Annotated in this window: 20 protein-coding genes; 6 read left to right on the top strand and 14 right to left on the bottom strand. The window is 61.7% G+C overall.

The window, feature by feature from the left end:
• Positions 1–2: 2 nt before the first annotated feature.
• Complete coding sequence (dksA, locus tag ACFELO_RS04400) at positions 3–425, bottom strand: RNA polymerase-binding protein DksA (RefSeq protein WP_440959890.1); 423 nt, start codon at positions 423–425, stop codon at positions 3–5.
• A 162-nt stretch (positions 426–587) separates the two neighbouring features.
• Entirely contained in the window at positions 588–1,007 is a 420-nt protein-coding gene (locus tag ACFELO_RS04395) for a flagellar assembly protein FliX (protein ID WP_440959359.1), read from the bottom strand.
• Between the two features lie 233 nt (positions 1,008–1,240).
• Here ACFELO_RS04395 and ACFELO_RS04390 point away from each other — a divergent pair, with 233 nt between their 5' ends.
• The 3 genes from ACFELO_RS04390 to ACFELO_RS04380 are packed head-to-tail and all read left to right on the top strand — an operon-like array spanning position 1,241 to position 3,104.
• On the top strand, positions 1,241–2,344 hold the full coding sequence (locus tag ACFELO_RS04390; protein ID WP_440959358.1) for a flagellar basal body P-ring protein FlgI: 1,104 nt from the start codon (positions 1,241–1,243) through the stop codon (positions 2,342–2,344).
• Complete coding sequence (locus tag ACFELO_RS04385; RefSeq protein WP_440959357.1) at positions 2,344–2,670, top strand: rod-binding protein; 327 nt, start codon at positions 2,344–2,346, stop codon at positions 2,668–2,670. The genes ACFELO_RS04390 and ACFELO_RS04385 overlap by 1 nt, the downstream gene beginning before the upstream one ends.
• Complete coding sequence (locus ACFELO_RS04380) at positions 2,667–3,104, top strand: flagellar basal-body protein FlbY (protein WP_440959356.1); 438 nt, start codon at positions 2,667–2,669, stop codon at positions 3,102–3,104. Before ACFELO_RS04385 ends, ACFELO_RS04380 begins: the two co-directional genes overlap by 4 nt.
• 70 nt (positions 3,105–3,174) lie before the next feature.
• Here the strand turns inward: ACFELO_RS04380 and ACFELO_RS04375 are convergent, their stop codons facing one another.
• Together ACFELO_RS04375 and ACFELO_RS04370 are read right to left on the bottom strand one after the other, a co-directional pair.
• Entirely contained in the window at positions 3,175–5,943 is a 2,769-nt protein-coding gene (locus ACFELO_RS04375) for a hypothetical protein (protein ID WP_440959355.1), read from the bottom strand.
• A 112-nt stretch (positions 5,944–6,055) separates the two neighbouring features.
• A complete protein-coding gene (locus ACFELO_RS04370) occupies positions 6,056–6,841 on the bottom strand; it encodes a glycosyltransferase family protein (protein ID WP_440959354.1) in 786 nt (261 codons plus the stop codon).
• 110 nt (positions 6,842–6,951) lie between these two features.
• Here ACFELO_RS04370 and pseB point away from each other — a divergent pair, with 110 nt between their 5' ends.
• Positions 6,952–8,067, top strand: coding sequence for a UDP-N-acetylglucosamine 4,6-dehydratase (inverting) (gene pseB, locus ACFELO_RS04365; protein WP_440959353.1), 1,116 nt, complete (start codon positions 6,952–6,954; stop codon positions 8,065–8,067).
• Between the two features lie 3 nt (positions 8,068–8,070).
• On the top strand, positions 8,071–8,700 hold the full coding sequence (locus ACFELO_RS04360; RefSeq protein ID WP_440959352.1) for a pseudaminic acid biosynthesis-associated methylase: 630 nt from the start codon (positions 8,071–8,073) through the stop codon (positions 8,698–8,700).
• Here the strand turns inward: ACFELO_RS04360 and pseC are convergent.
• From pseC to flbT, 9 genes are all read right to left on the bottom strand, one after another.
• Positions 8,697–9,872, bottom strand: coding sequence for a UDP-4-amino-4,6-dideoxy-N-acetyl-beta-L-altrosamine transaminase (gene pseC, locus ACFELO_RS04355; protein WP_440959351.1), 1,176 nt, complete (start codon positions 9,870–9,872; stop codon positions 8,697–8,699). The genes ACFELO_RS04360 and pseC overlap by 4 nt on opposite strands.
• A gap of 121 nt (positions 9,873–9,993) precedes the next feature.
• Positions 9,994–10,827 carry a flagellin gene (locus tag ACFELO_RS04350; RefSeq protein ID WP_440959350.1) on the bottom strand — a complete coding sequence of 278 codons (834 nt, stop codon included), beginning with the start codon at positions 10,825–10,827 and terminating at the stop codon, positions 9,994–9,996.
• Positions 10,828–11,033: 206 nt separating this feature from the next.
• Positions 11,034–11,333, bottom strand: coding sequence for a flagellar protein FlaG (locus ACFELO_RS04345; protein ID WP_440959349.1), 300 nt, complete (start codon positions 11,331–11,333; stop codon positions 11,034–11,036).
• Between the two features lie 211 nt (positions 11,334–11,544).
• A complete protein-coding gene (locus ACFELO_RS04340; RefSeq protein WP_009801393.1) occupies positions 11,545–12,372 on the bottom strand; it encodes a flagellin in 828 nt (275 codons plus the stop codon).
• Positions 12,373–12,478: 106 nt separating this feature from the next.
• Positions 12,479–13,303, bottom strand: a complete 825-nt coding sequence (locus ACFELO_RS04335; RefSeq protein ID WP_440959348.1) for a flagellin — start codon at positions 13,301–13,303, stop codon at positions 12,479–12,481.
• Positions 13,304–13,413: 110 nt separating this feature from the next.
• The gene (locus ACFELO_RS04330) at positions 13,414–14,238 is read right to left on the bottom strand and encodes a flagellin (RefSeq protein ID WP_440959347.1); all 825 of its coding nucleotides are present in this window, start codon (positions 14,236–14,238) and stop codon (positions 13,414–13,416) included.
• 339 nt (positions 14,239–14,577) lie between these two features.
• Positions 14,578–15,402, bottom strand: coding sequence for a flagellin (locus ACFELO_RS04325; RefSeq protein WP_440959889.1), 825 nt, complete (start codon positions 15,400–15,402; stop codon positions 14,578–14,580).
• Positions 15,403–15,632: 230 nt separating this feature from the next.
• Positions 15,633–15,983: a flagellar biosynthesis regulator FlaF gene (gene flaF / locus ACFELO_RS04320; RefSeq protein WP_440959346.1), complete on the bottom strand. Its 351-nt coding sequence runs from the start codon at positions 15,981–15,983 to the stop codon at positions 15,633–15,635.
• Positions 15,984–15,998: 15 nt separating this feature from the next.
• Positions 15,999–16,400, bottom strand: coding sequence for a flagellar biosynthesis repressor FlbT (gene flbT / locus ACFELO_RS04315; protein WP_440959345.1), 402 nt, complete (start codon positions 16,398–16,400; stop codon positions 15,999–16,001).
• A gap of 167 nt (positions 16,401–16,567) precedes the next feature.
• On the opposite strand from flbT, the gene ACFELO_RS04310 reads away from it, so the two are divergent.
• On the top strand, positions 16,568–18,367 hold the full coding sequence (locus tag ACFELO_RS04310) for a tetratricopeptide repeat protein (RefSeq protein ID WP_440959344.1): 1,800 nt from the start codon (positions 16,568–16,570) through the stop codon (positions 18,365–18,367).
• Here ACFELO_RS04310 and ACFELO_RS04305 read toward each other — a convergent pair.
• On the bottom strand, positions 18,364–19,011 hold the full coding sequence (locus ACFELO_RS04305; RefSeq protein ID WP_440959343.1) for a class I SAM-dependent methyltransferase: 648 nt from the start codon (positions 19,009–19,011) through the stop codon (positions 18,364–18,366). The two genes, ACFELO_RS04310 and ACFELO_RS04305, sit on opposite strands and share 4 nt — an antisense overlap.
• Between the last annotated feature and the right edge of the window lie 26 nt (positions 19,012–19,037).

Below are 19,037 nucleotides of genomic sequence, written 5' to 3'. Positions count from 1 at the left end.
ACTCAGTCGTCGCGGTGGACGCGCTCGGAGCGCTCATGACGCTCCTGGGCTTCAAGGCTCAGCGTCGCCACCGGACGCGCATCCAGACGCGCCAGAGAGATCGGCTCGCCGGTCTCCTCGCAATAGCCGTACTCGTCTTCCTCGATCCGGCGCAGGGCCGCCTCGATCTTCGAAATCAGCTTGCGCTGGCGATCCCGGGCGCGCAGCTCGAGCGCACGATCGGTCTCGGTGGACGCACGGTCCGCCAGATCGGGCAGAGCGCCGATATCTTCCTGAAGATTTGAAAGGGTGGAACGGCTCTCACGGAGAATCTCCTCCTTCCAAGCCATCAGCTTGCGCCGGAAATATTCTTTCTGGCGTTCATTCATGAAGGGTTCGGACTCGCTGGGACGGTAGCCCGTCGGCAGCTCAATGCTTGAATCCATAACACTCATGAGACCGTCTCCGTATGCAGCCCCCGCCGGCCTGAGCGCGGCGGAGAATATCGACCGTCAAGATCAAGTCAATCTGCTCATACGGTTGCAGCGTTATTTCAACAGCCCCATGAACAAGATGTGACGGGCGCATTCGCCTTTGTCACAAGGGGATCAGGAGCTTAGCTTCGCCAGCTCAACGGCTGCGCGGATCTCCACCTCATCCAGCGCCGCCTCCAGACGCGGGTCGTGAGTCGCATCGCGGCGGCTTTGAAGCGTTTCCATCAGCTTCACCAGCGTGTCGCGCGGCAGCACGCCGTCCAGAAGGGCGAGTTTGAGATCATCGAGAATATCAAGCAGGGAGAAGGCCCGTTCGGTCGCCTGCCGTTTTCCGGACAGGGCGTCGCCCGTTCCCTGAAGCGCCAGAAGGGCATCCACCGATCCGATTGCCGATGCGCTGCTCAGCGCAGACGCGGACACCGCGCCGCCGGTCGACGACGCGCCCTCGGGTGCGAAGCCCGAAGCGCTGGATGCGGCGTCCTTGCGCTTTGCGCTCGACGCGCCCTGTACGGGCCGGGAGGAATTGACCTTCATAATGCCCTTCGAAACCTCTCAAAGCATGCACTCAGTGTGCTTAATCAAACTTAATGACTGCTTAAACGGCGCCTATGGGCATGATTTGCCCACCTCTTGGAGCCCCACCTGAACGCGGCAAGCTTTACCCAGTCGATCCCACGTAACTTCAATGACTTAACCTCGCTCAAACTGGCATGTTTCTCGCAATGGGACAGATGTAGAAAACTTCCTTGTCGGAGAACTCCGCCAGCATGACCCGCCTTTTCATCGCCATCGCCCTGCTGTTTTGCCTCATCGCCCCCCTTGCGGAGGCGAATCCGCGAATCAAGGATATCGCCGATGTCGAAGGCGTGCGGGACAACCAGCTGGTCGGATACGGTCTGGTGGTGGGCCTGGATGGCTCGGGCGACACCCTGCGCAACGCGGTGTTCACCCGTCAGGCCCTGAACTCCATGCTGGAGCGCTTCAACATCAATGTTCGTGAAGCCGATCTGCGGACCGGCAATGTGGCCGCGGTCATCGTCACCGCCGAGCTGCCGCCGTTCGCCATGCAGGGCTCTCGCGTTGACGTGACGGTCTCCGCCCTTGGCGATGCGGACAGCCTTCAGGGCGGGGTGCTTATCGCCACCCCGCTGATGGCGGCCAATGGCGATGTCTACGCTGTCGCTCAGGGCTCTCTGGCGGTTGGCGGCTTTGCCGCCGAAGGCGATGGCGCCTCCATCACCCGCGGCGTGCCGACCAATGCCCGCATCGCCAATGGCGGCGTGATCGAGCGCGAGCTGGAATGGGATCTTGCCGGTCAGGCCCAGATCCGCCTCGCCCTGCGCAATCCCGACTTCACCACCGCCCGCCGCATGGCCCAGGCCATCAACGCCTATCTCGGCGCTGACGCCGCCGCAGCCCAGAACCCCTCCACGGTGGCCCTGACCCGCCCGCTCTATTTTGAAGGCGACATGGTCGCCCTCCTCGCCGAGGTCGAACAGCTGCGCGTTCAGACCGACATGCGCGCCCGCGTGGTGATTGATGAATCCACCGGCACCATTGTCATGGGCGAGGATGTGCGCGTGTCCACCGTCGCCATCGCCCAGGGCGGTCTGACCATCACGGTCACCGAGAGCCCGGAAGTCAGCCAGGCCCTGCCCTTCGCCGATGGCGGCCAGACGGTGCAGGTCCCCCGCACCAACGTCACCGCCGAAGAGGAAATGCGCGAGTTTGGCGTGCTGAACGGCACGGTGAGCCTGCGCGAACTGGTGGACGGCCTGAACGCCCTCGGCGTCAGCCCGCGCGACATGATCACCATCCTGCAAAGCATCAAGGCGGCCGGCGCGCTGCAAGCTGAAATCGAGGTGCTGTGATGGACGGACTTCTCGACGCCCAGATGCAGAACGCGATGCTCGCCGCCCGTGGCGCGGGCTCGTCCTCGCGCCCCAACGCGGCGCAATCGCCTGACCAGATGCGCAAGACCGCCGAGGATTTCGAAGCGGTCTTCCTGGCGCAGATGATGGAGCACATGCTGGGCGAAAGCACCGAGTCCAGCTTTGGCGGCGGACCGGGTGAAAGCGCCTTCAAATCCATGCTCAACGAAGAATACGCCAAGGTGATGGCGAAGGCTGGCGGGATCGGCCTTGCCGACTCCGTCATGCGTGAAATGCTCGCCCTGCAAGAAGGAGGCGCAGAATGACCGAACTCGCAGCCGCTAATCCGACCGAACGCGCCCAGGCGCTGATCCAGCTGACCGGCCGCCTGACCGAGCTTCTGGAGCAGGAAACCGAGCTGTTTGAATCTCACATGCCCCACAAGGCGGTGGAGTTTCAGGCCGAGAAGACCAAGCTCGCCACGCTCTATCGCACCGAAACCAAGCTGGCGAGCAAGGACCGCTCGCGCCTGTCCGGCATTGCTCCGGAGCTGAAAGCGCGTCTGAAAGCCTCCACCCAGACCTTTGAAGCCGCCCTCGCCCGCAATGGCGATGCGGTGGAAGCGCTCAAGACGCTGACCGAAGGCCTCGTGAAAGCCATTGCCGATGAAGCGGCCCGTCAGCAGCAATCGCACGCGGGCTATGGCCCGGGCGCCAAGAGCGCCGGCGTCTCCGCCCTTGCCTATAACCAGACGGTCTGACGCACAGCCCTGACAGACAAAAGCCCCGGAGCCAGGCTCCGGGGCTTTTTTGTATCTGCATGTCGGCGGATCAGAACAGGCCGAGCGTGGATCCGCCCCCGCCGCCCAGAAGGCGGTCGAGACCGGCCTGATAGTTCTGAACTTGCGCCGACAGATAGGATGGCACGGTCCCGCCGCGCTTGCCGGCCTGCGGCCCGTCCAGAAGCGCTTTCAGCGCCGGGTCCGTGGTCAGGTCACGATAGGCGCGCTGAATGACCGACTGGGCCTTGGTCAGAGCTTCGAGCGCCTTGGCGGCGCCGTCCTTGCTGGAGATCGACAATGAGGTCGGCAGCTCCATGGCGAAGATTTCGGGCGCGTCGGACGTGCTGTCATCCTTGTCCAGAAGCGAGCCCTTGCCGATGATCGAGCCTTCAGGCAGTCCCAGTCCGGACAGCGCGTCGCGGCCGTCATCACCGGCGAATAGCTCGATCTTGACGCCTTCCTTGGGCTTGATGCGCAGCATGTCGCCATTGGCGGAGCGACGCACATCCGAGTTGCCGTCCAGCACCAGCACCGCGTTCAGCTTGAAGGTCAGAGACCGCATGGTCTCGTCCGCGTCGATGGTGATCTTCTTCTTCCGGCCGCCATCCACAGAGATGTAGAAATGGTCGCCTTCACGCACGCTCGACCGTGCCGTGATTACGCGGCTGTCGGCATAGCGCACTTCGCCGGTCGGAAAGCCCATTTTGTCCAGCGCGTTGTCGCCCGTAGGGTCCACCACGACAGCATTGGCTTCGGCCAGACCGCCACGACCGGACAGCTGCTGCGTGAAGGTCACCGCGCCGCTGGTCGTGTCAAAGCCCGCCACAAAAGCGTTCCGGTCACCCGTCTGGGTCTGCCCCGGCAAGGCGCCGGACGTCTTGCCCGAGACATAGGCGACGCCATTGCTGACCGTCACCGAGCTGGCGGAGTTGTCTTCTGCCGAGCCCAGGAAGGTGGTGAAGTCCACGCTTGCGCTCGGGCCGTCGGAAATCTTCATCAGGAAGGCGTCGCGCCCACCGGCATTGGCCGTCAGCGGCGCGGAAGGCGCAAAGCCTGCGCCGGCGGCGCCCGCCAGATAGATCGCGCCGTCATCGCCGACGGTGACTTCGCCAATGCGGCCGCCATCCAGATCACCCAGATCCATGGACCACACAGCCGCGCCCGTGCCGTCGTCTCCGGCGGCGTATTTCGTCAGCACCGCGCGGCCATCCACCTCGCTGGCGATGATCAGGCCGCCATCCGTCGCCTGGGCGATGGACTGGGCGCTGTCTTCACCGGCGCTGGCGCCTGCGGCGCGCGTGTAGATGACATTGCCGTCGCCATCCATGGCGCGCAGATAACCGTCAGCCTTGCCCGCATTGACCACGCCCCCGAGGGGCGCATCCGTCTGACCAGCGACATAGATCGTGCCGTCAGCGCCGACGCTGACCGCAGTTGCGCTGTCATCCTGATTGCCGCCGAAGCGTTTGGTCCATTGCTCGACGCCATCTGCGGAGAATTTGGAAACCAGCGAATCCGAACCGCCCAGCTGGGTCGTATCGCCCAGCTCGCCCTCGATGGAACCGGCCACGACCACATTGCCGTTGGCGTCGAGCGCGATGGACGCACCCTCGGCGCTGCCCGCTGCGCCCAGCGTCCGGGCCCAGACCTGTTTGCCGGTGGTGTCATAGCGCATCAGGATCAGATCCTGCTCGCCCTTGATCGTCTGTCCGGCCACGCCTTTGGAGGCATAGCCCACCACATACAGACCGCCATCCGCGCCCTGAACGGAGTCCAGAATGCGCAGGGGATTGGATTCGGTCTTGGTGCGGGTTTCAGTTTCACCTTCTTCACCGCCGGGCACGGCGACATCGGTGGTCGTCACGCTGCCATCCGCTTCGATGCGGCGCATGAAGGCCGCCTCGCCGCCATTGGCGATGTCGACATATTTGGTCAGCTGACCGCCCGCGCCTTCGCGGTCGCCGGATACGCCGACCATATAGACCGCCGGATTGCCGCTGGCGGGTTCAAAGCTCACGGTTTCGGTCAGGATGCCCTTGATCTTGAAGCCGAAGTCATTGCCCGGGATGATCCCGTTCTCGTCCTTCTCGCCAATCTTCACCCGCTCGATCCGGCTGAGCATGCCCGCCGCCTCAAGCTCGGTGTTGATATAGTCGGCGACATTGTCGAGCGTGCGCGGGGTCGCGCCCATGTTCGCCAAATCAATGGCGATGGGGGTGCTGACGCCGGACTTCTTCACATTGATCGTGAAGGAGACATCACCCTGAAAATTGTCCACTTCGGCGTCAAAGGCGCCGGTATGAACGATCGAGGTCGTGTATTCGGAAACGCCGCGGGAAATGGCGAGCGTGCTTTCGGCCTTGGACAATTCCTCGCCCTTGAGGACGGTCACGCCCTCAAGGTCCAGATCGCCAAAGAAGCTGTTGAGCTGCTCGAGCCCTTCCTGGAACCGGCGGTTCAGGAAATCACGGCGGGTATCGGTGGTCGTCTTTTCAGCGGCTTCCGAGCCCAGAGCCTGCAAGCGACGCAGCCCCTGATACATGGCGAAGAGCTGCTTCTCGTCCTCGCTCACATCGAGCTTGGCGAAATCACCCAGCTTCTTGTCAAAGAAGACGCCATTGGCGAGCGCACTGCGCTTGAGAACGTCGAGCGCCTCGATTTCACCGCGTGCATCCCACGGCGGCAGAACTTCGCTCGATTTGGACTGGCTGGCGCTTTGGGAATTTGACGCAGAGGAAGAGAACGCTGTCGTCCGCGACAGCGCCACCGCACTCTGTGCGCCATACCAGGCGCTAAGAAGGTTGGACGAAATGACCATCGTCTGCAGCCCAAATCCCAAAAGGTCGACGCACCTGTTGCATCGGAAGGCAGATTACGACCTTACGAGCAAACAAATCGTTAGGATTTAGAGTAAACGCCCCATCAAGCCTTCAGGCGGCAAAGGGGAACCGCATGGGCCGGGTTTCAACACTGGCGCGTTCTGGCGACACCAGACGGGCATAGTCCACGCGATCAGCGTTGAGCTCGCTCAGATCCGGGCGCCTCAGGCAAAGCGCGGCCATCTCGGCGGCGGTCGCGGTCAGGGCCTTTGACCCCAGCTCCGAGAACAGGGCTTGCAGGAAGGCCGCGTCTTCAGGCGTCTCCAGCGTCCAGCGCAAATGTTCAAGCCCGCCGCCCGGGCCGGTCAGGTTCGCGCGGGTCAGCCCCGGATGCCGACGCATCCAGCCCGTCACCGAACGCCGCTCGGCCAGAGTATCCGCCTTGCGGTCCGCCTCATCCAGCAACAAGGCGGAAAACGCCTCGCAATCAAGCCCGTGCGGGAACTTGGCAGGCATGGTGTTGGAGGCGTAATCGGCATTGGCGTCGGTGAGCAGTCCAAGCACGCCGCCGGCGATGATCGGATCGATGACCGGACACTGGCTGGTGATGCGGACCACCGTGTCAGCCCCGGCCTCACGCGCCGCCTGGCTGACAAGTCCGAGCGGGTCCGCCGCAGGACCGCGCACGACCATGACGGCGCAATCGGCGGCTTCCTCGGCGACCAGATCATGTTCGCGATCATCAGGAACCGCACACACCACAAGCTCCGCGCCTGGTATGCGGCGGGCCCTTTCGAGCGTGCAGGACAAGGCGGTGCGGCCGCCCAGGGAAACAAGCTCACGGTCCGGCAAGGCGCTTAGCCCGCCACCCGCCTGAACGATCACCGTCGCGCCCATCCTGTCCCCCGAGGCTGGGAAGCTGTCGCTTCCATCGAATCCGAGTATCAGTTTTACCCGCCTAACGGGCCGTTAACCGACACCCATGATCGTGGCCTGAATTGTGATCCATGAACTATGGAAAGTCGTTCTCGATGAGCCAGCCGCCGAACACCTCGAAACGCGCCTCGGATGACGTGGATCGCCTGTTTCTCGGGCGCGACTTCCGCACCCCCCGCATCGACCTGAATGGCAAGACCATCCTGATTACGGGCGGGACCGGATCGTTCGGGCATCATTTCGTCCAGACCGTCATCAACGAGTACAAGCCCAAGAAGCTGATCGTGTTCTCGCGCGACGAGCTCAAGCAGTACGAGATGGCCCAGCGCTTCAATCCTGAAGAGCACCGCTTCATGCGATATTTCATCGGCGATGTGCGCGATGAAGGCCGGCTCGACATGGCCATGCGCGGTGTGGACGTGGTGGTCCATGCAGCCGCGCTCAAGCACGTGCCGATCGCGGAATACAATCCGTTTGAGTGCATGCGCACCAATGTCTTCGGCGCCGAGAATGTCGTGCGCGCCGCCATCAAGCGCGGCGTGAAGCATGTCTGCGCGCTGTCCACCGACAAGGCCGCAAGTCCGATCAATCTGTATGGCGCCTCCAAGCTGGCGTCCGACAAGATCTTCACTGCCGCCCAGCATATGGGCGGTGAAGACGGCCCGACCTTCTCGGTCGTGCGCTATGGCAATGTGGTCGGCTCGCGCGGTTCGGTCGTCCCCTTCTTCAAGAAGCTGGTCGCCGAAGGCGCAGATCATCTGCCCATCACCGATCCGCGCATGACGCGCTTCTGGATCACGCTCGAGCAAGGCGTGAACTTCGTGCTGTCGGCGCTGGAAATGGCCAAGGGCGGCGAAGTGTTCGTGCCGAAAATCCCCTCTATGAGCACGGTGGACCTGGCGCGCTCGATCGCGCCGAACCTGCCGCACAAGATGGTGGGCATCCGCCCGGGTGAGAAGCTGCACGAGGTGATGGTCCCGGCCGATGATTCCCGCGCCACCGTGGAGCTGGAGGATCGCTATGTGATCCTACCGCACAATTCCGAGCGGCTGCGTGCGGAATGGTTTGCAGACGGCGCCGTGCCGGTTCCTGAAGGCTTTGAATACCAGTCTGACTCCAACCCCGAGCGCCTCGACGCCCGGGCGCTTCAGACCATTCTCAACGAAAAGCTCGCGCGGAAGGCCTGATCCATGTCCCATGATCCCGTGAACACCTGGTCGGGCGAGTTCGGCGACGAATACACCCAGCGCTGCAGCCCCGAGGAATTCCGTATCCGGGCGCGCACGCGCCTGTGGTCACGTTGGCTGGATGCCTTTGGCACGCGCGAACCGAAGACCATTTGCGAAGTGGGCTGCAATCTGGGTCTGAACCAGCGCGCCCTGCAGCGCCTGTCAGACGCCGAGCTGTTCGCCGTCGAACCCAATGACAGCGCACGCGAAACCCTGATCAGGGACGGCGTGCTGCCGAAAAGCCATATCCGCGCCGGACGGGGCGAGGATCTGCCCTTTGATGACGCCAGTATGGACCTTGTCTTCACTAATGGCGTGCTGATCCACGTCCATCCGGACAATCTCGGTCAGGTGGCCGACGAGATGTATCGCGTGTCCAAGCGCTTTATTCTGGTGTCGGAATACTTCAATCCCGACCCGGTCGAGCTGGTCTATCGCGGCATGACCGACCATCTGTGGAAGCGCGACTTTGCAGGCTTCTTCATGGACCGTTTCAAGGATCTGGAAGTCGTCGCGGACGGCTTTGCCTGGAAGCGCACCAGCGCTCTGGACAATCCGACCTGGGCGCTGATGGAAAAGCGGTCCGCCTAAAGGCCGAGCACGCCCAGTAGCGCAGTCACAACGCGCGCCGGGTCCTCATCTTCCATCATGGGATAGAGCGGCAGCGACAGGGTGCGCGCATAATGGCGCTCGGCGCCCGGCAAATTCTGCTGGCCATAAAGTCTTGTGTAATAAGGCTGCTGGTGGACCGGGATGTAATGCACCTGGGTTCCCACGCCCTGATCGCGCAGCTCCGCCATGACCTGAGCGCGGCTTTTGCCCACCGCCTCGAAATCAATCCGCACATTGTAAAGATGCCGGCACGGATCCACGCCAGACCGCCCCGCCGGAGACAAGAGGTGCGGCCCCAGCCCCGCCAGCAGGCCCTCATAGGTCTGCGCCAGCTGGCGACGACGCCCCGCGAACAGGGCCAGCTTTTTCAGCTGTGACAATCCCAGCGCGGCATTGATATCGGGCATGCGATAGTTCCAGCCCAGCGTCTGCATCTCATACCACCAGGGCTCATCCGCGCCTTCGGTACGCTCAAATCGTGACGCGTCGCGCACAATGCCATGAGAGCGCGCCAGGGCGACACGCTCCGCCAGTGCGGCGTCACGGGTGGTGACCATGCCCCCCTCCCCGCACGCCAGCGTCTTGACCGGATGGAAGGAGAAGATGGCGGCGTCAGAATGCGGGCAAGCGCCCGTGGGCGCTCCGCTCTCATCCAGACTTCCGACCGCATGCGAGGCATCCTCGACAACAGACAATCCATGCCCGCGCGCCAGTTCGCTCAGCCTGGCCATATCGCATGGCACGCCCGCCAGATGCACCGGCGCGATCAGACCTGTCCGCCCGTCCAGTTGCGTCAGGGCGTCCGACAGGGTTTCAGGGGTCATCAGGCCGCTGTCCGGGTCGACATCGCACACGATCACATCGGCGCCGCAATAGCGCGCTGCGTTCGCGGTCGCCACGAAGGTGATAGAGGGAACTATGGCGCACTGCCCGGCTTTCAGCCCGAGCGCGTCATAAGCCAGATGAAGGCCTGCGGTTGCGGAGTGACAGGACAGGGCATGGGGCGCCTCGACCGCCGCCTTGAAGGCCTCCTCGAAGGCGCTGACCGCCGGTCCCGTGGTGAGGTAATCTGATTGCAGACAGGCTGTAACGGCGGCGATATCCGCCTCGTCGATCCACTGCCGCCCGTAGGGCAAAAAGCGCTCGCTCATGCCTTCGCTCCCTGAAACCTGGCGTCAGGGTGCGCCGAGTCCGGCTGCCCCTGAAACAACAAACCGCCCGACATCGGGAGAAGTCGGACGGTTCGCCGTGGTGGTGATGTCAGAAAGCGGATTAGCCGCCGAACAGGTTGAGGATAATCTGCGGCTCGGAGTTCGCGATCGAGAGCGCCTGGACCCCCAGCTGCTGCTTGACCTGCAAGGCCTGCAGGCGGGCGGATTCCTTGGCGAGGTCAGCGTCCACGAGATTGCCCACGCCTTCGGTCAGGCTGTCGGTCAGCTTGCCCACAAAGGTCCGGTGCGCTTCCATCTTCTTGAGGTCGGAACCCAGATTGGCGAGCGCCTGGTTGACGTTATCAAGACTGTTCTGAATCGCGCTGACTACTTGCCCCGACAACGTGACCGTGCCCAGGCTGGCGGTCGCCGCCAGCGTAATGATCGACCCGCCAATCGACAGGTTCTGGCCAGCCAGTGTGACGGACCGCGTCGCATCCGCATCCGCCAGGAAGGCGATGCCATTTGTCAGCGAGCCGTTCAGCAGGTTCGCGCCGTCAAACTCGGCGTTCGTCAGGATCACCCGGACCTGGTCAAGCAGCTCCTTGAAGTCGCTGTCATAGGCCTGACGGGAGAAGGTATCGATCGAAGGGTCCAGTGCGGCGGTGGCTTTCTCGCGCATCTGGATGAGGAGATCGGAGATGGACTCGCCGGCGGCAATCGCGACATCGCCGATGGACACGGCGCGATCCAGTGAGGACTTCACAGAGCCCAGTGCGCCGATATCAGAGCGCATGCCTTGCGCCACAGCGTACACCGAGGAGTTATCCTTCGCGCCAGACACGCGCAGGCCGGTGTTGATCCTGTTCTGGGCGCCCTGGATGTCCTCATTGGTCTTGTTGAGGTTCTGCAGGGCGATCATCGCCGAGGTGTTGGTGTGGACGCTGAGCGCCATTGGTCTTCTCCCGATTGCAATACTGCGCCGCATTCGACGGCCGCTCACCGCATACAGGAGCAATCCATGGGCCAATTCGGCCAGAACGCTCAACCCTTCTTTAAAACAACAACTTGAATCAAATCGGCGCCGCGCAGCCTTGGGCCGCCAGCGCTACGCATGGTTAATTTTTGCCGGTATGCCGGTTCAAATCTGCCGAGAGGCAATCAGACGATCTGGTCAACGACACCGCCCTGCTGATCCTTCAGGAAAGCGATCAGATCGAGATACTTCTCGGGCGGCCAGCGACGCATGACCTCGCCGGTTTCCGGATCGAACAGGCGGTAGATGAACTTGCCGCTCTCTTCTTCCCGGTCGATCTGCAGACGGGTCCGCAGGCTGGCGTTCACACGATCACGCAGGGACTCGATCCGTTCGAGATCTGCGGACTTCTGAACGACGGCTGAGCCTTGCTCGGCGACTGACTTGTCAGTCTCCTCGCCACCCACCTGTCCACGTCGGGACAAGGAAGCGACAGCCTTTTCAGACGGGTCTGGCTCAGGAGCTACGCCCTGGGCATTTGTGATCGGTACGATACTACCAATATTCATGTTCTTTTCGTCGACGCTTTGGCGGCGTCGGCGCCTCCTGCTTTCTCCCTATGCTCTCTGACGTTTCACCTGGGAAGATCGGCCGGGGCGGAACCCCACGTTACACCCCGGCCGATTCCGCTATGGATTACCGGAAGTAACCCAGGATGTTGCTCGGCGCGGAGTTCGCGATCGAGAGCGCTTGCGTACCCAGCTGCTGCTTGACCTGCAGCGACTGAAGACGTGCGGACTCTTTCGCCAGGTCTGCGTCGACCAGGTTGCCGATGCCTTTTTCCAGAGAGTCAGACAGTTTGCCCACAAAGGTCTTGTGAACTTCCAGAGACTTCGAACCGGTGCCCAACTTGGCCAGAGCCGTGTTGAGGTTGTCCAGCGAGGTTTCAATGGTCGCCACCAGACCGGACGCCGCAGCAGCCGTGGTGAACGACGCCGTCGCAGCCACAGTCACGTTGGTGCCGCCCAGCGACATGATTTCCTGACCCACATTCAGGGTGTTGGACCCGTCAGCATTGGCCAGAGCCGAGATGCCGCCGGTCTGGGTGCCGTTGATCAGGTTGGTGCCATTGAATTCGGCGTTCGCCACGATGGTGCCGATCTGGTCACGCAGGGCTTTGAAGTCTTCGTTCAGAGCGTTGCGCGATGCGGTGTCCAGAGAGGAGTCGGCGCCAGCCAGCGCTTTTTCCTTCATTTCCACCAGGAGATCGGAGATCGCCTCGCCAGCGGCCAGAGCCACGTCCACAGTGGACTGCGCCAGGTCGAGAGACTGACCCACCGCTTTGTAGCCTGCCACGTCTGCACGCATCGACTGGGCGATAGCGAACACGCCGCCATTGTCCTTGGCCGAGCTGATCGCCAGGCCGGTGTTGATGCGTTGCTGAACCTGTTGCAGATCCTTGTTGGTCTGGTTCAGGTTCTGGAGGGCGACCATTGCGCCCGGGTTCGTATTGATCGTCGCCATTTCTTGGCTCCTTCAAATTTCCGTTTCTACGGTTACGACGCACTTTTTGTGCGACACTTCCGAAGGCGGGCCATTTTCTATGAGCCCGCCTTCGAAGCCTTATGGATTACCGGAAGTAACCCAGGATCGAGCTCGGTGCGGAGTTCGCGATCGAGAGCGCTTGCGTACCCAGCTGCTGCTTGACCTGCAGCGACTGAAGACGTGCGGACTCTTTCGCCAGATCCGCGTCGACCAGGTTGCCGATGCCCCGCTCGAGGGCGTCCGACAGCTTGTTGACGAAGGTCCCGTGGATTTCCAGAGACTTCGAACCGGTGCCGAGGCGAGCCAGTGCGGAGTTCAGGTTGTCCAGGGAGGTCTCGATGGCGGACACAGCGGTGTTCGCCAGCGTGGTCGTGTTGATCTGGGAACCAGCCGTCAGGGTGATCGTGGTGCCGGTCAGGCTGAGGTCTTCCGCACCAATGGTGATGGTGTTGGAGCCGTCAGAGTTGGCCAGAGCCGAGATATCCGTCGCGCCGTTGGAGATCAGGTTGGTGCCGTTGAACTCGGCGTTCGCCACGATGGTGCCGATCTGGTCACGCAGCGCGGTGAAGTCTTCGTTCAGGGCGTTGCGGGACGCGGTGTCCAGCGAGGTGTCAGCAGACGCCAGCGCCTTCTCTTTCATTTCGACCAGCAGGTCAGAGATGGCTTCGCCGGCAGCCAGCGCCACGTCCGTGGTGGACTGAGCTAGATCCAGCGATTGGTTGACGGCCTTGTAGCCCGCCACGTCTGCACGCATCGACTGGGCGATGGCGAACACGCCGCCATTGTCCTTGGCCGAGCTGATCGCAAGGCCGGTGTTGATGCGTTGCTGAACCTGTTGCAGATCCTTGTTGGTCTGGTTCAGGTTCTGGAGGGCGATCATGGCCCCCGGGTTGGTGTTGATCGTCGCCATTTCTTGGCTCCTTCAAGTTCCGTTTCTACGGGTGAGACGCGCTTTTTGCGCGCCAGCTATCCGGCGGCCTCGCCATCTTCTATGACGCGGCCGCCGAAACTGGGTTTGAATTACCGGAAGTAACTCAGGATAGAGCTCGGCGCGGAGTTCGCGATCGACAGCGCCTGGGTGCCCAGCTGCTGCTTGACCTGCAGCGACTGAAGACGTGCGGACTCTTTCGCCAGGTCGGCGTCGACCAGGTTGCCGATACCGCGTTCCAGTGCGTCAGAGAGCTTGGTGACGAAGGTGGAGTGGATCTCCAGCGCCTTCGAGCCCGTACCCAGACGAGCCAGGGCGGTGTTCAGGTTGTCGAGACCGGCTTCGATGGCGGCAACAGCGGTGCTGGCTGCAGCCACGGTGTTGATCTCGGTCGCGGTGCCGATGGACAGGGTGCCGCCAGTCAGGCTGAGGTCTTCCGCACCCACAGTCAGGGTGTTGGAGCCATCCGCATTGGCCAGAGCGACGACGTCAGCTGCGCCGTTGCCGATCAGGTTGGTGCCGTTGAACTCGGCATTGGCCACGATGGTGCCGATCTGATCACGCAGGGCTTTGAAGTCTTCGTTGAGCGCGTTGCGAGACGCGGTGTCCAGAGAGGCGTCCTTGGAAGCCAGCGCCTTCTCTTTCATCTCGACCATCAGGTCGGAGATGGCCTCACCCGCAGCCAGTGCGACATCAACGGTCGACTGGGCCAGATCCAGCGATTGCGACACGGCGCTATAGCCGGCCACGTCAGCACGCATGGACTGAGCGATAGCGAACACGCCGCCATTGTCTTTTGCGGAGGAGATCGCAAGACCCGTATTGATACGTTGCTGGACCTGCTGGAGGTCCATGTTGGTCTTGTTCAGGTTCTGCAGGGCGATCATTGCGCCCGGGTTGGTATTGATCGTCGCCATTTCTTGGCTCCTGTAACGTTTCTACGTTTGATGTGACGTGCATTTTGCGCGTCAGACCTTCTGGTCCGCGTTCTTAGGAGCAAAGCTGGGGCCAGATTCACCCTTTGCCGAAGAAACACCCCCTAACCCATTGATTGTTCGTCGCAGCGCAGGCGAAAAACCATTTACCCTGCGCCGCAAAATGGGCACTTATTGCCGGTTATGCTGGGTAATTTTTGCCGGGCGAGGCAAGTCTTGCCGGGTGGCGCCGGGCGGCCGGAAGTTGATTTGGTTAATCAAACCTTTCCGGAAAAGAAAAGGCCGGGATTGCGTGAACAATCCCGGCCCGAACCGCTCGCCCTAGCCGAAATAGGACAGGATGGATTGCGGTTGCTGGTTGGCGATCGAAAGCGCCTGAGTGCCCAGCTGTTGTTTGACCTGAAGCGCCTGCAACTCTGCAGACTCCTTGGCCAGGTCCGCATCGACCAGATTGCCGATCCCGACTTCCAGAGCGTCGGAAAGTTTTGTGACAAACGTGGAGTGGATCTCCAGCGACTTGGATTTGGTGCCCAGACGCGCGAGCGCCGAGTTCACCGAATCCAGCGTGGTGCCGATCTGAGAGGCGATATTGCTGGCCTGGGTGGCGGTCGCGAACGACGCCGTGGCCGACAGGGACACAATCGAGCCGGAGAGCGACATGTTTTCCGCGCTCACAGTGATAGTGTTCGAGCCGTCCTGATTGGCCAGCGCCACGAATGAGTTGGTCGAACCATCGATGAGGTTCACACCGTTGAACTCGGCATTGCTGACGATCGTGGAAATCTGCTGACGCAGCGCCTTGAAATCTTCGTTCAGAGCACTGCGGCTAGCCGTATCCAGGGATGCGTCTGACGCCGCCAAAGCCTTCTCATTCATCTCGATCAACAGATCCGAAATCGCTTCACCGGCAGCAAGCGCAACGTCGAGCGTCGCCTCGCCCCGGTCCAGAATCTGACCGACGACCCCATAGCCAGAAACCTGGGAGCGCATGCGCTGGGCGATGGCGTAGATGCCGCCATTGTCCTTTGCGCTAGACACTTCCAGACCGGTGTTGATCCGGTTCTGTGTAGTTTGCAGGTCCATGTTGGTCTTGTTCAGATTTTGGAGCGCGATCATGGCTCCAGAGTTGGTGTTCACAGAAACGATCATTGTGGGGTTCCTCCGTTCTGGAAGCGAACGGCCTGTTCTTGGCCGGCGGACATTTTGTCCCGCTATGGCCAGAGCAATCCCCATGCCGCGCATGACGCGCGCGCAGCATTAAATACAGGCTATTTTTCAATGACTTGAAATCAGGCGCCGTGAGCGCCCGTCAGGCGCACCCCAAACGACCCGGCAAAAACGACCGGGAGGGGAGATTTACCGCGCAGACCGCCGGATCAGGAGGGCGCAAGCCCCTGCATGATCGTCCGGTTGATGTCGATCAGGGTCTCGACATCCGTCTCACCGCGCATGGCCGAGCTCGTCTCCTTGGAGACGAAGATCGACAGGGAAATGATCCCGGCGCGCAGGGAATCGGGCAGGCTGTTGTGAGAGCTGGCGCAATCGGCCGCAAAAGCCGACCAGACGCGCCGGTTCCGGTCCAGCGCGGCAACGCGTTTGCGGATCTCGCTTTTGGGCGCATCCCGCACTTCCATCAGCCCCCGGGTCACCTCGCCCAGCAGACGGTATTCCGTCTGGCGCGGGTCTTCGGTGCGGGAAGATGCGGTTTTATAGGCCTGGTACGACATGAACGCTTCGCCTCTTTATGCCCCGTCAGGACCAGCCAGAAGCTTGGCTTCGTACTGGATCAGCTTCCGGCAACGCAGCAACGCCTTGTAGAACTCGCCCGCCATGACCTCGCGACTCACAGAGACGCACTCGGAGAGAATCTCCGATGAGCCCACGGCATTCATGAACTCTGTCATACGCAGAACGAATTCGTCATATAATCCGTCCTGACTGGTTGATGAGAGGTACATCATCATGACGGGGAAATAGATGCGCTTGGCCGGCGTATCGACTTCATGCTCCTGCATGATGTCCTTTTCGCGCAGCACGCTGGCCTTGTTTTGCAGCACCAGGGTCGCCCGGCGATCCCCATTTTCAACCACGGCTCCGTTCAGAACGAACTTCTCACCCGGCTTCAAAGACAGCTTAAGCGGCATGACTAGTTTGACCCTTCATCGTCGGCGCGGCCTGACAGCTCCCGACCTCATACACTCAAGCAGGACAGAGTGAAGAAACCGTTGCTGAGCCGCAGACGCACAGTATTAGCATAACCTTAATCGAACCATCCGTTGCTGGCGTCATAAACTGCAAGGGATAATGCGTAATGAGCGATTTGCTCGATCTTGAAGCGGAGCTGGCGGCCGGGGAAGAAGAAGCCGTCCGCATCATTCAGGGCCGGCGCGACGAAGCGGCCTCGACTGAAGTCCAGCGCGCGCTTTCCTCTGCTCAAAGCAAGGACGACAATCTGCCGCCCAAGGCGATCGGCCTGCTCAAACGCGCTATGAAGATCGTGGATGACGACCGCGTCTCGGCGGCGAAGGCTGCTCAGCTCTGCCTGGATGCCGTGGACATCGCGCCCCAGAGCTCGCTCGCCAACCATGCGCTCGCCATTTGTCTGGAACGCCTCGGACGTCTGGCCAGGGCGCTGCAATTCTACGAGCGCGCCTGGCAGCTAAATCCGCACAATTCCGAGATCTATCTCAACCTCGCCATGCTGGCCTGGAAGCTGGACATGATGCCGGCGGCCGAGAAATTCCTCCGTCTGTTCCTGCAGCTGGCCCCCAACCATCCGGCGGGCGTGATCAACCTTTCCGGTGTCTTGCGCGACCAAGGCAAGTTTGAGGATTCCATCGAGATTTTGCGGGCGGCGATCTACGCCAACCCCGAAGAGAAGGACTTCTGGAACTCGCTTGGCACGACGCTGCTTGAAAAGGGCGAGCCCGAGCAGGCCCTGACCTTCTACAGCGAGGCGCTCCGCCTGCAGCCCGATTTCGCCCGCGCGCACCACAACACCGCCTTCGCCTACGAACTCCTGGGAGAGCCGGAAAAATCGGCGCATCATTTCCGTGAAGCGCTGAAAACCGCCGCCTCCCAGAAGGACGTGATCATCATGTCCCACGGCCTGTCCCAGTCTTTGCTGGCGCTCGGACAACTTGAGGAAGGCTGGGATCTGTACAAAAGCCGCCTGGAGCCTGAATACACGAACGTCACCCACTTCCTGATCGACGCCCCGCGTTGGGATGGCGACGATGTCGAGGCCATTCGCGGCAAGAAGGTTCTGTGGATCGGCGAACAGGGGCTGGGCGACGAAATCCTGTTCCTGCAGCTGGGGCGCGATCTGATCGACGCCATCGGCCCGGATGGTCAGCTTTATATCGCGGTCGAGAAACGCCTCATGGCAATGATCCAGGCGGTCTATCCCGAGGCCATTGTCGGCACCCACCGCACGATCAAGCGCGAAGGCAAGGATTTGCGGGGCGTTATCGGCTTTGAAGACGGGCTGAAATTTGACTACTGGACGCCGTTTGCCCAACCGGCCCGCGCCTTCCGCACCTCGCTCGACAGTTTCGCCAAGGAGCCTGTGCTCAAGCCCAAGCAGGAGGATCTGGAGCACTGGCGTCAAAAGCTTGCCGAACTGCCCGAGGGGCTGAAAGTCGGCATTCTGTGGAAGTCGCTGAAGATGGACGCCAAGCGATCCAAGCACTTCTCGGCGTTCGAGCTCTGGAAGCCGGTGCTGAAAACGCCCGGCGTCACTTTCGTGAATCTGCAATATGGCGATGCGGAAGAGGATATCGCCTATGTCAGGTCCAAGTTCGGCGTGGATGTGCATACGCTTGAGGGCATCGACCTGAAGAACGATCTCGATCAGGTCACTGCGCTCGCCAAGGCATGCGATGTGGTCATCGGCCCCACCAACGCGACCACATCGCTGGGCGCGGCGGCGGGCGGCAATATCTGGTATATCCACCCGCACCCGCGCATCTGGAGCCATATGGGCGCCGGTCGCTCGCCCTGGTTCCCCACCACACGCTCCTTCTTCGGCAAGGGCTATGCGGACTGGGTCGCGATCCTCAAACAGGTCGCCGGGGCGCTTGCCGAAGAAGTCGATGCCCGCAACGGCTAGGCCGGTTTGGTGAGGTAAAGCTGAAGGGCCGCTTCGTCATAGACGGGGCGGCCATTTTGCTGCCCGGCGCCCTCGACCTGCATCCTTCGGCGATCAAAAACCTGATCCACCTGAAAATCCGAGAACAGCGCCCGCAACTCCTCAAGATCATAAAAGACCCGATGCCCGAAGACCGGATCTTCGGACCCGTCCCCCATGCGAGCATAGCCATGATCGGTGCTGGCGACCTCGAAAAACGCCCGCCCGCCCGGCCTCAGCGCGTCATACATCTCCCGCACATAGCGCGCCGCCAGGGGCTTGGGGATGTGCTGCAAGGTGGCGCGCTCAAGGATCACATCAATGGAGCCGGGCTTCAGGCCCAGCGCATCGCCGCTCACAAACAGACCCAGCCCGTCATAGGTTCGCCGTCCCTTGAGCAGGGCCTGTTCAGAGACATCACAGCCCAGCAGCGTCGCGTCTGGAAAAAGACTGCGCAAGAACCCCAGATTCTGGGCATTGCCGCAGCCGAACTCGAACACCACGGCATCGGGATCTCGCGACAGCGCGATCACCGCGAACACAGCCGCGTCAGTATAGGGAACGCGCGTCTGGGAGGTTTTGTAAAACGCGTCCCATTGCCGGGCGTTATGCGCGCTCAAGGTCATCTGACGACGCTCTCCATCTGGCTTCA

Source organism: Oceanicaulis sp. LC35 (genome assembly GCF_052055585.1).
Taxonomy (GTDB): Bacteria; Pseudomonadota; Alphaproteobacteria; order Caulobacterales; family Maricaulaceae; genus Oceanicaulis.
This window is presented reverse-complemented; position numbering and strand designations above follow the sequence as displayed.

What these genes read in the sequence shown, in the direction of transcription:
- dksA (WP_440959890.1), bottom strand. Translation starts at nt 425, where the DNA reads ATGGATTCAAGCATTGAGCTGCCGACGGGCTACCGTCCCAGCGAGTCC.
- ACFELO_RS04395 (WP_440959359.1), bottom strand. Translation starts at nt 1,007, where the DNA reads ATGAAGGTCAATTCCTCCCGGCCCGTACAGGGCGCGTCGAGCGCAAAG.
- ACFELO_RS04390 (WP_440959358.1), top strand. Translation starts at nt 1,241, where the DNA reads ATGACCCGCCTTTTCATCGCCATCGCCCTGCTGTTTTGCCTCATCGCC.
- ACFELO_RS04385 (WP_440959357.1), top strand. Translation starts at nt 2,344, where the DNA reads ATGGACGGACTTCTCGACGCCCAGATGCAGAACGCGATGCTCGCCGCC.
- ACFELO_RS04380 (WP_440959356.1), top strand. Translation starts at nt 2,667, where the DNA reads ATGACCGAACTCGCAGCCGCTAATCCGACCGAACGCGCCCAGGCGCTG.
- ACFELO_RS04375 (WP_440959355.1), bottom strand. Translation starts at nt 5,943, where the DNA reads ATGGTCATTTCGTCCAACCTTCTTAGCGCCTGGTATGGCGCACAGAGT.
- ACFELO_RS04370 (WP_440959354.1), bottom strand. Translation starts at nt 6,841, where the DNA reads ATGGGCGCGACGGTGATCGTTCAGGCGGGTGGCGGGCTAAGCGCCTTG.
- pseB (WP_440959353.1), top strand. Translation starts at nt 6,952, where the DNA reads ATGAACTATGGAAAGTCGTTCTCGATGAGCCAGCCGCCGAACACCTCG.
- ACFELO_RS04360 (WP_440959352.1), top strand. Translation starts at nt 8,071, where the DNA reads ATGTCCCATGATCCCGTGAACACCTGGTCGGGCGAGTTCGGCGACGAA.
- pseC (WP_440959351.1), bottom strand. Translation starts at nt 9,872, where the DNA reads ATGAGCGAGCGCTTTTTGCCCTACGGGCGGCAGTGGATCGACGAGGCG.
- ACFELO_RS04350 (WP_440959350.1), bottom strand. Translation starts at nt 10,827, where the DNA reads ATGGCGCTCAGCGTCCACACCAACACCTCGGCGATGATCGCCCTGCAG.
- ACFELO_RS04340 (WP_009801393.1), bottom strand. Translation starts at nt 12,372, where the DNA reads ATGGCGACGATCAATACGAACCCGGGCGCAATGGTCGCCCTCCAGAAC.
- ACFELO_RS04335 (WP_440959348.1), bottom strand. Translation starts at nt 13,303, where the DNA reads ATGGCGACGATCAACACCAACCCGGGGGCCATGATCGCCCTCCAGAAC.
- ACFELO_RS04330 (WP_440959347.1), bottom strand. Translation starts at nt 14,238, where the DNA reads ATGGCGACGATCAATACCAACCCGGGCGCAATGATCGCCCTGCAGAAC.
- flaF (WP_440959346.1), bottom strand. Translation starts at nt 15,983, where the DNA reads ATGTCGTACCAGGCCTATAAAACCGCATCTTCCCGCACCGAAGACCCG.
- flbT (WP_440959345.1), bottom strand. Translation starts at nt 16,400, where the DNA reads ATGCCGCTTAAGCTGTCTTTGAAGCCGGGTGAGAAGTTCGTTCTGAAC.
- ACFELO_RS04310 (WP_440959344.1), top strand. Translation starts at nt 16,568, where the DNA reads ATGAGCGATTTGCTCGATCTTGAAGCGGAGCTGGCGGCCGGGGAAGAA.
- ACFELO_RS04305 (WP_440959343.1), bottom strand. Translation starts at nt 19,011, where the DNA reads ATGACCTTGAGCGCGCATAACGCCCGGCAATGGGACGCGTTTTACAAA.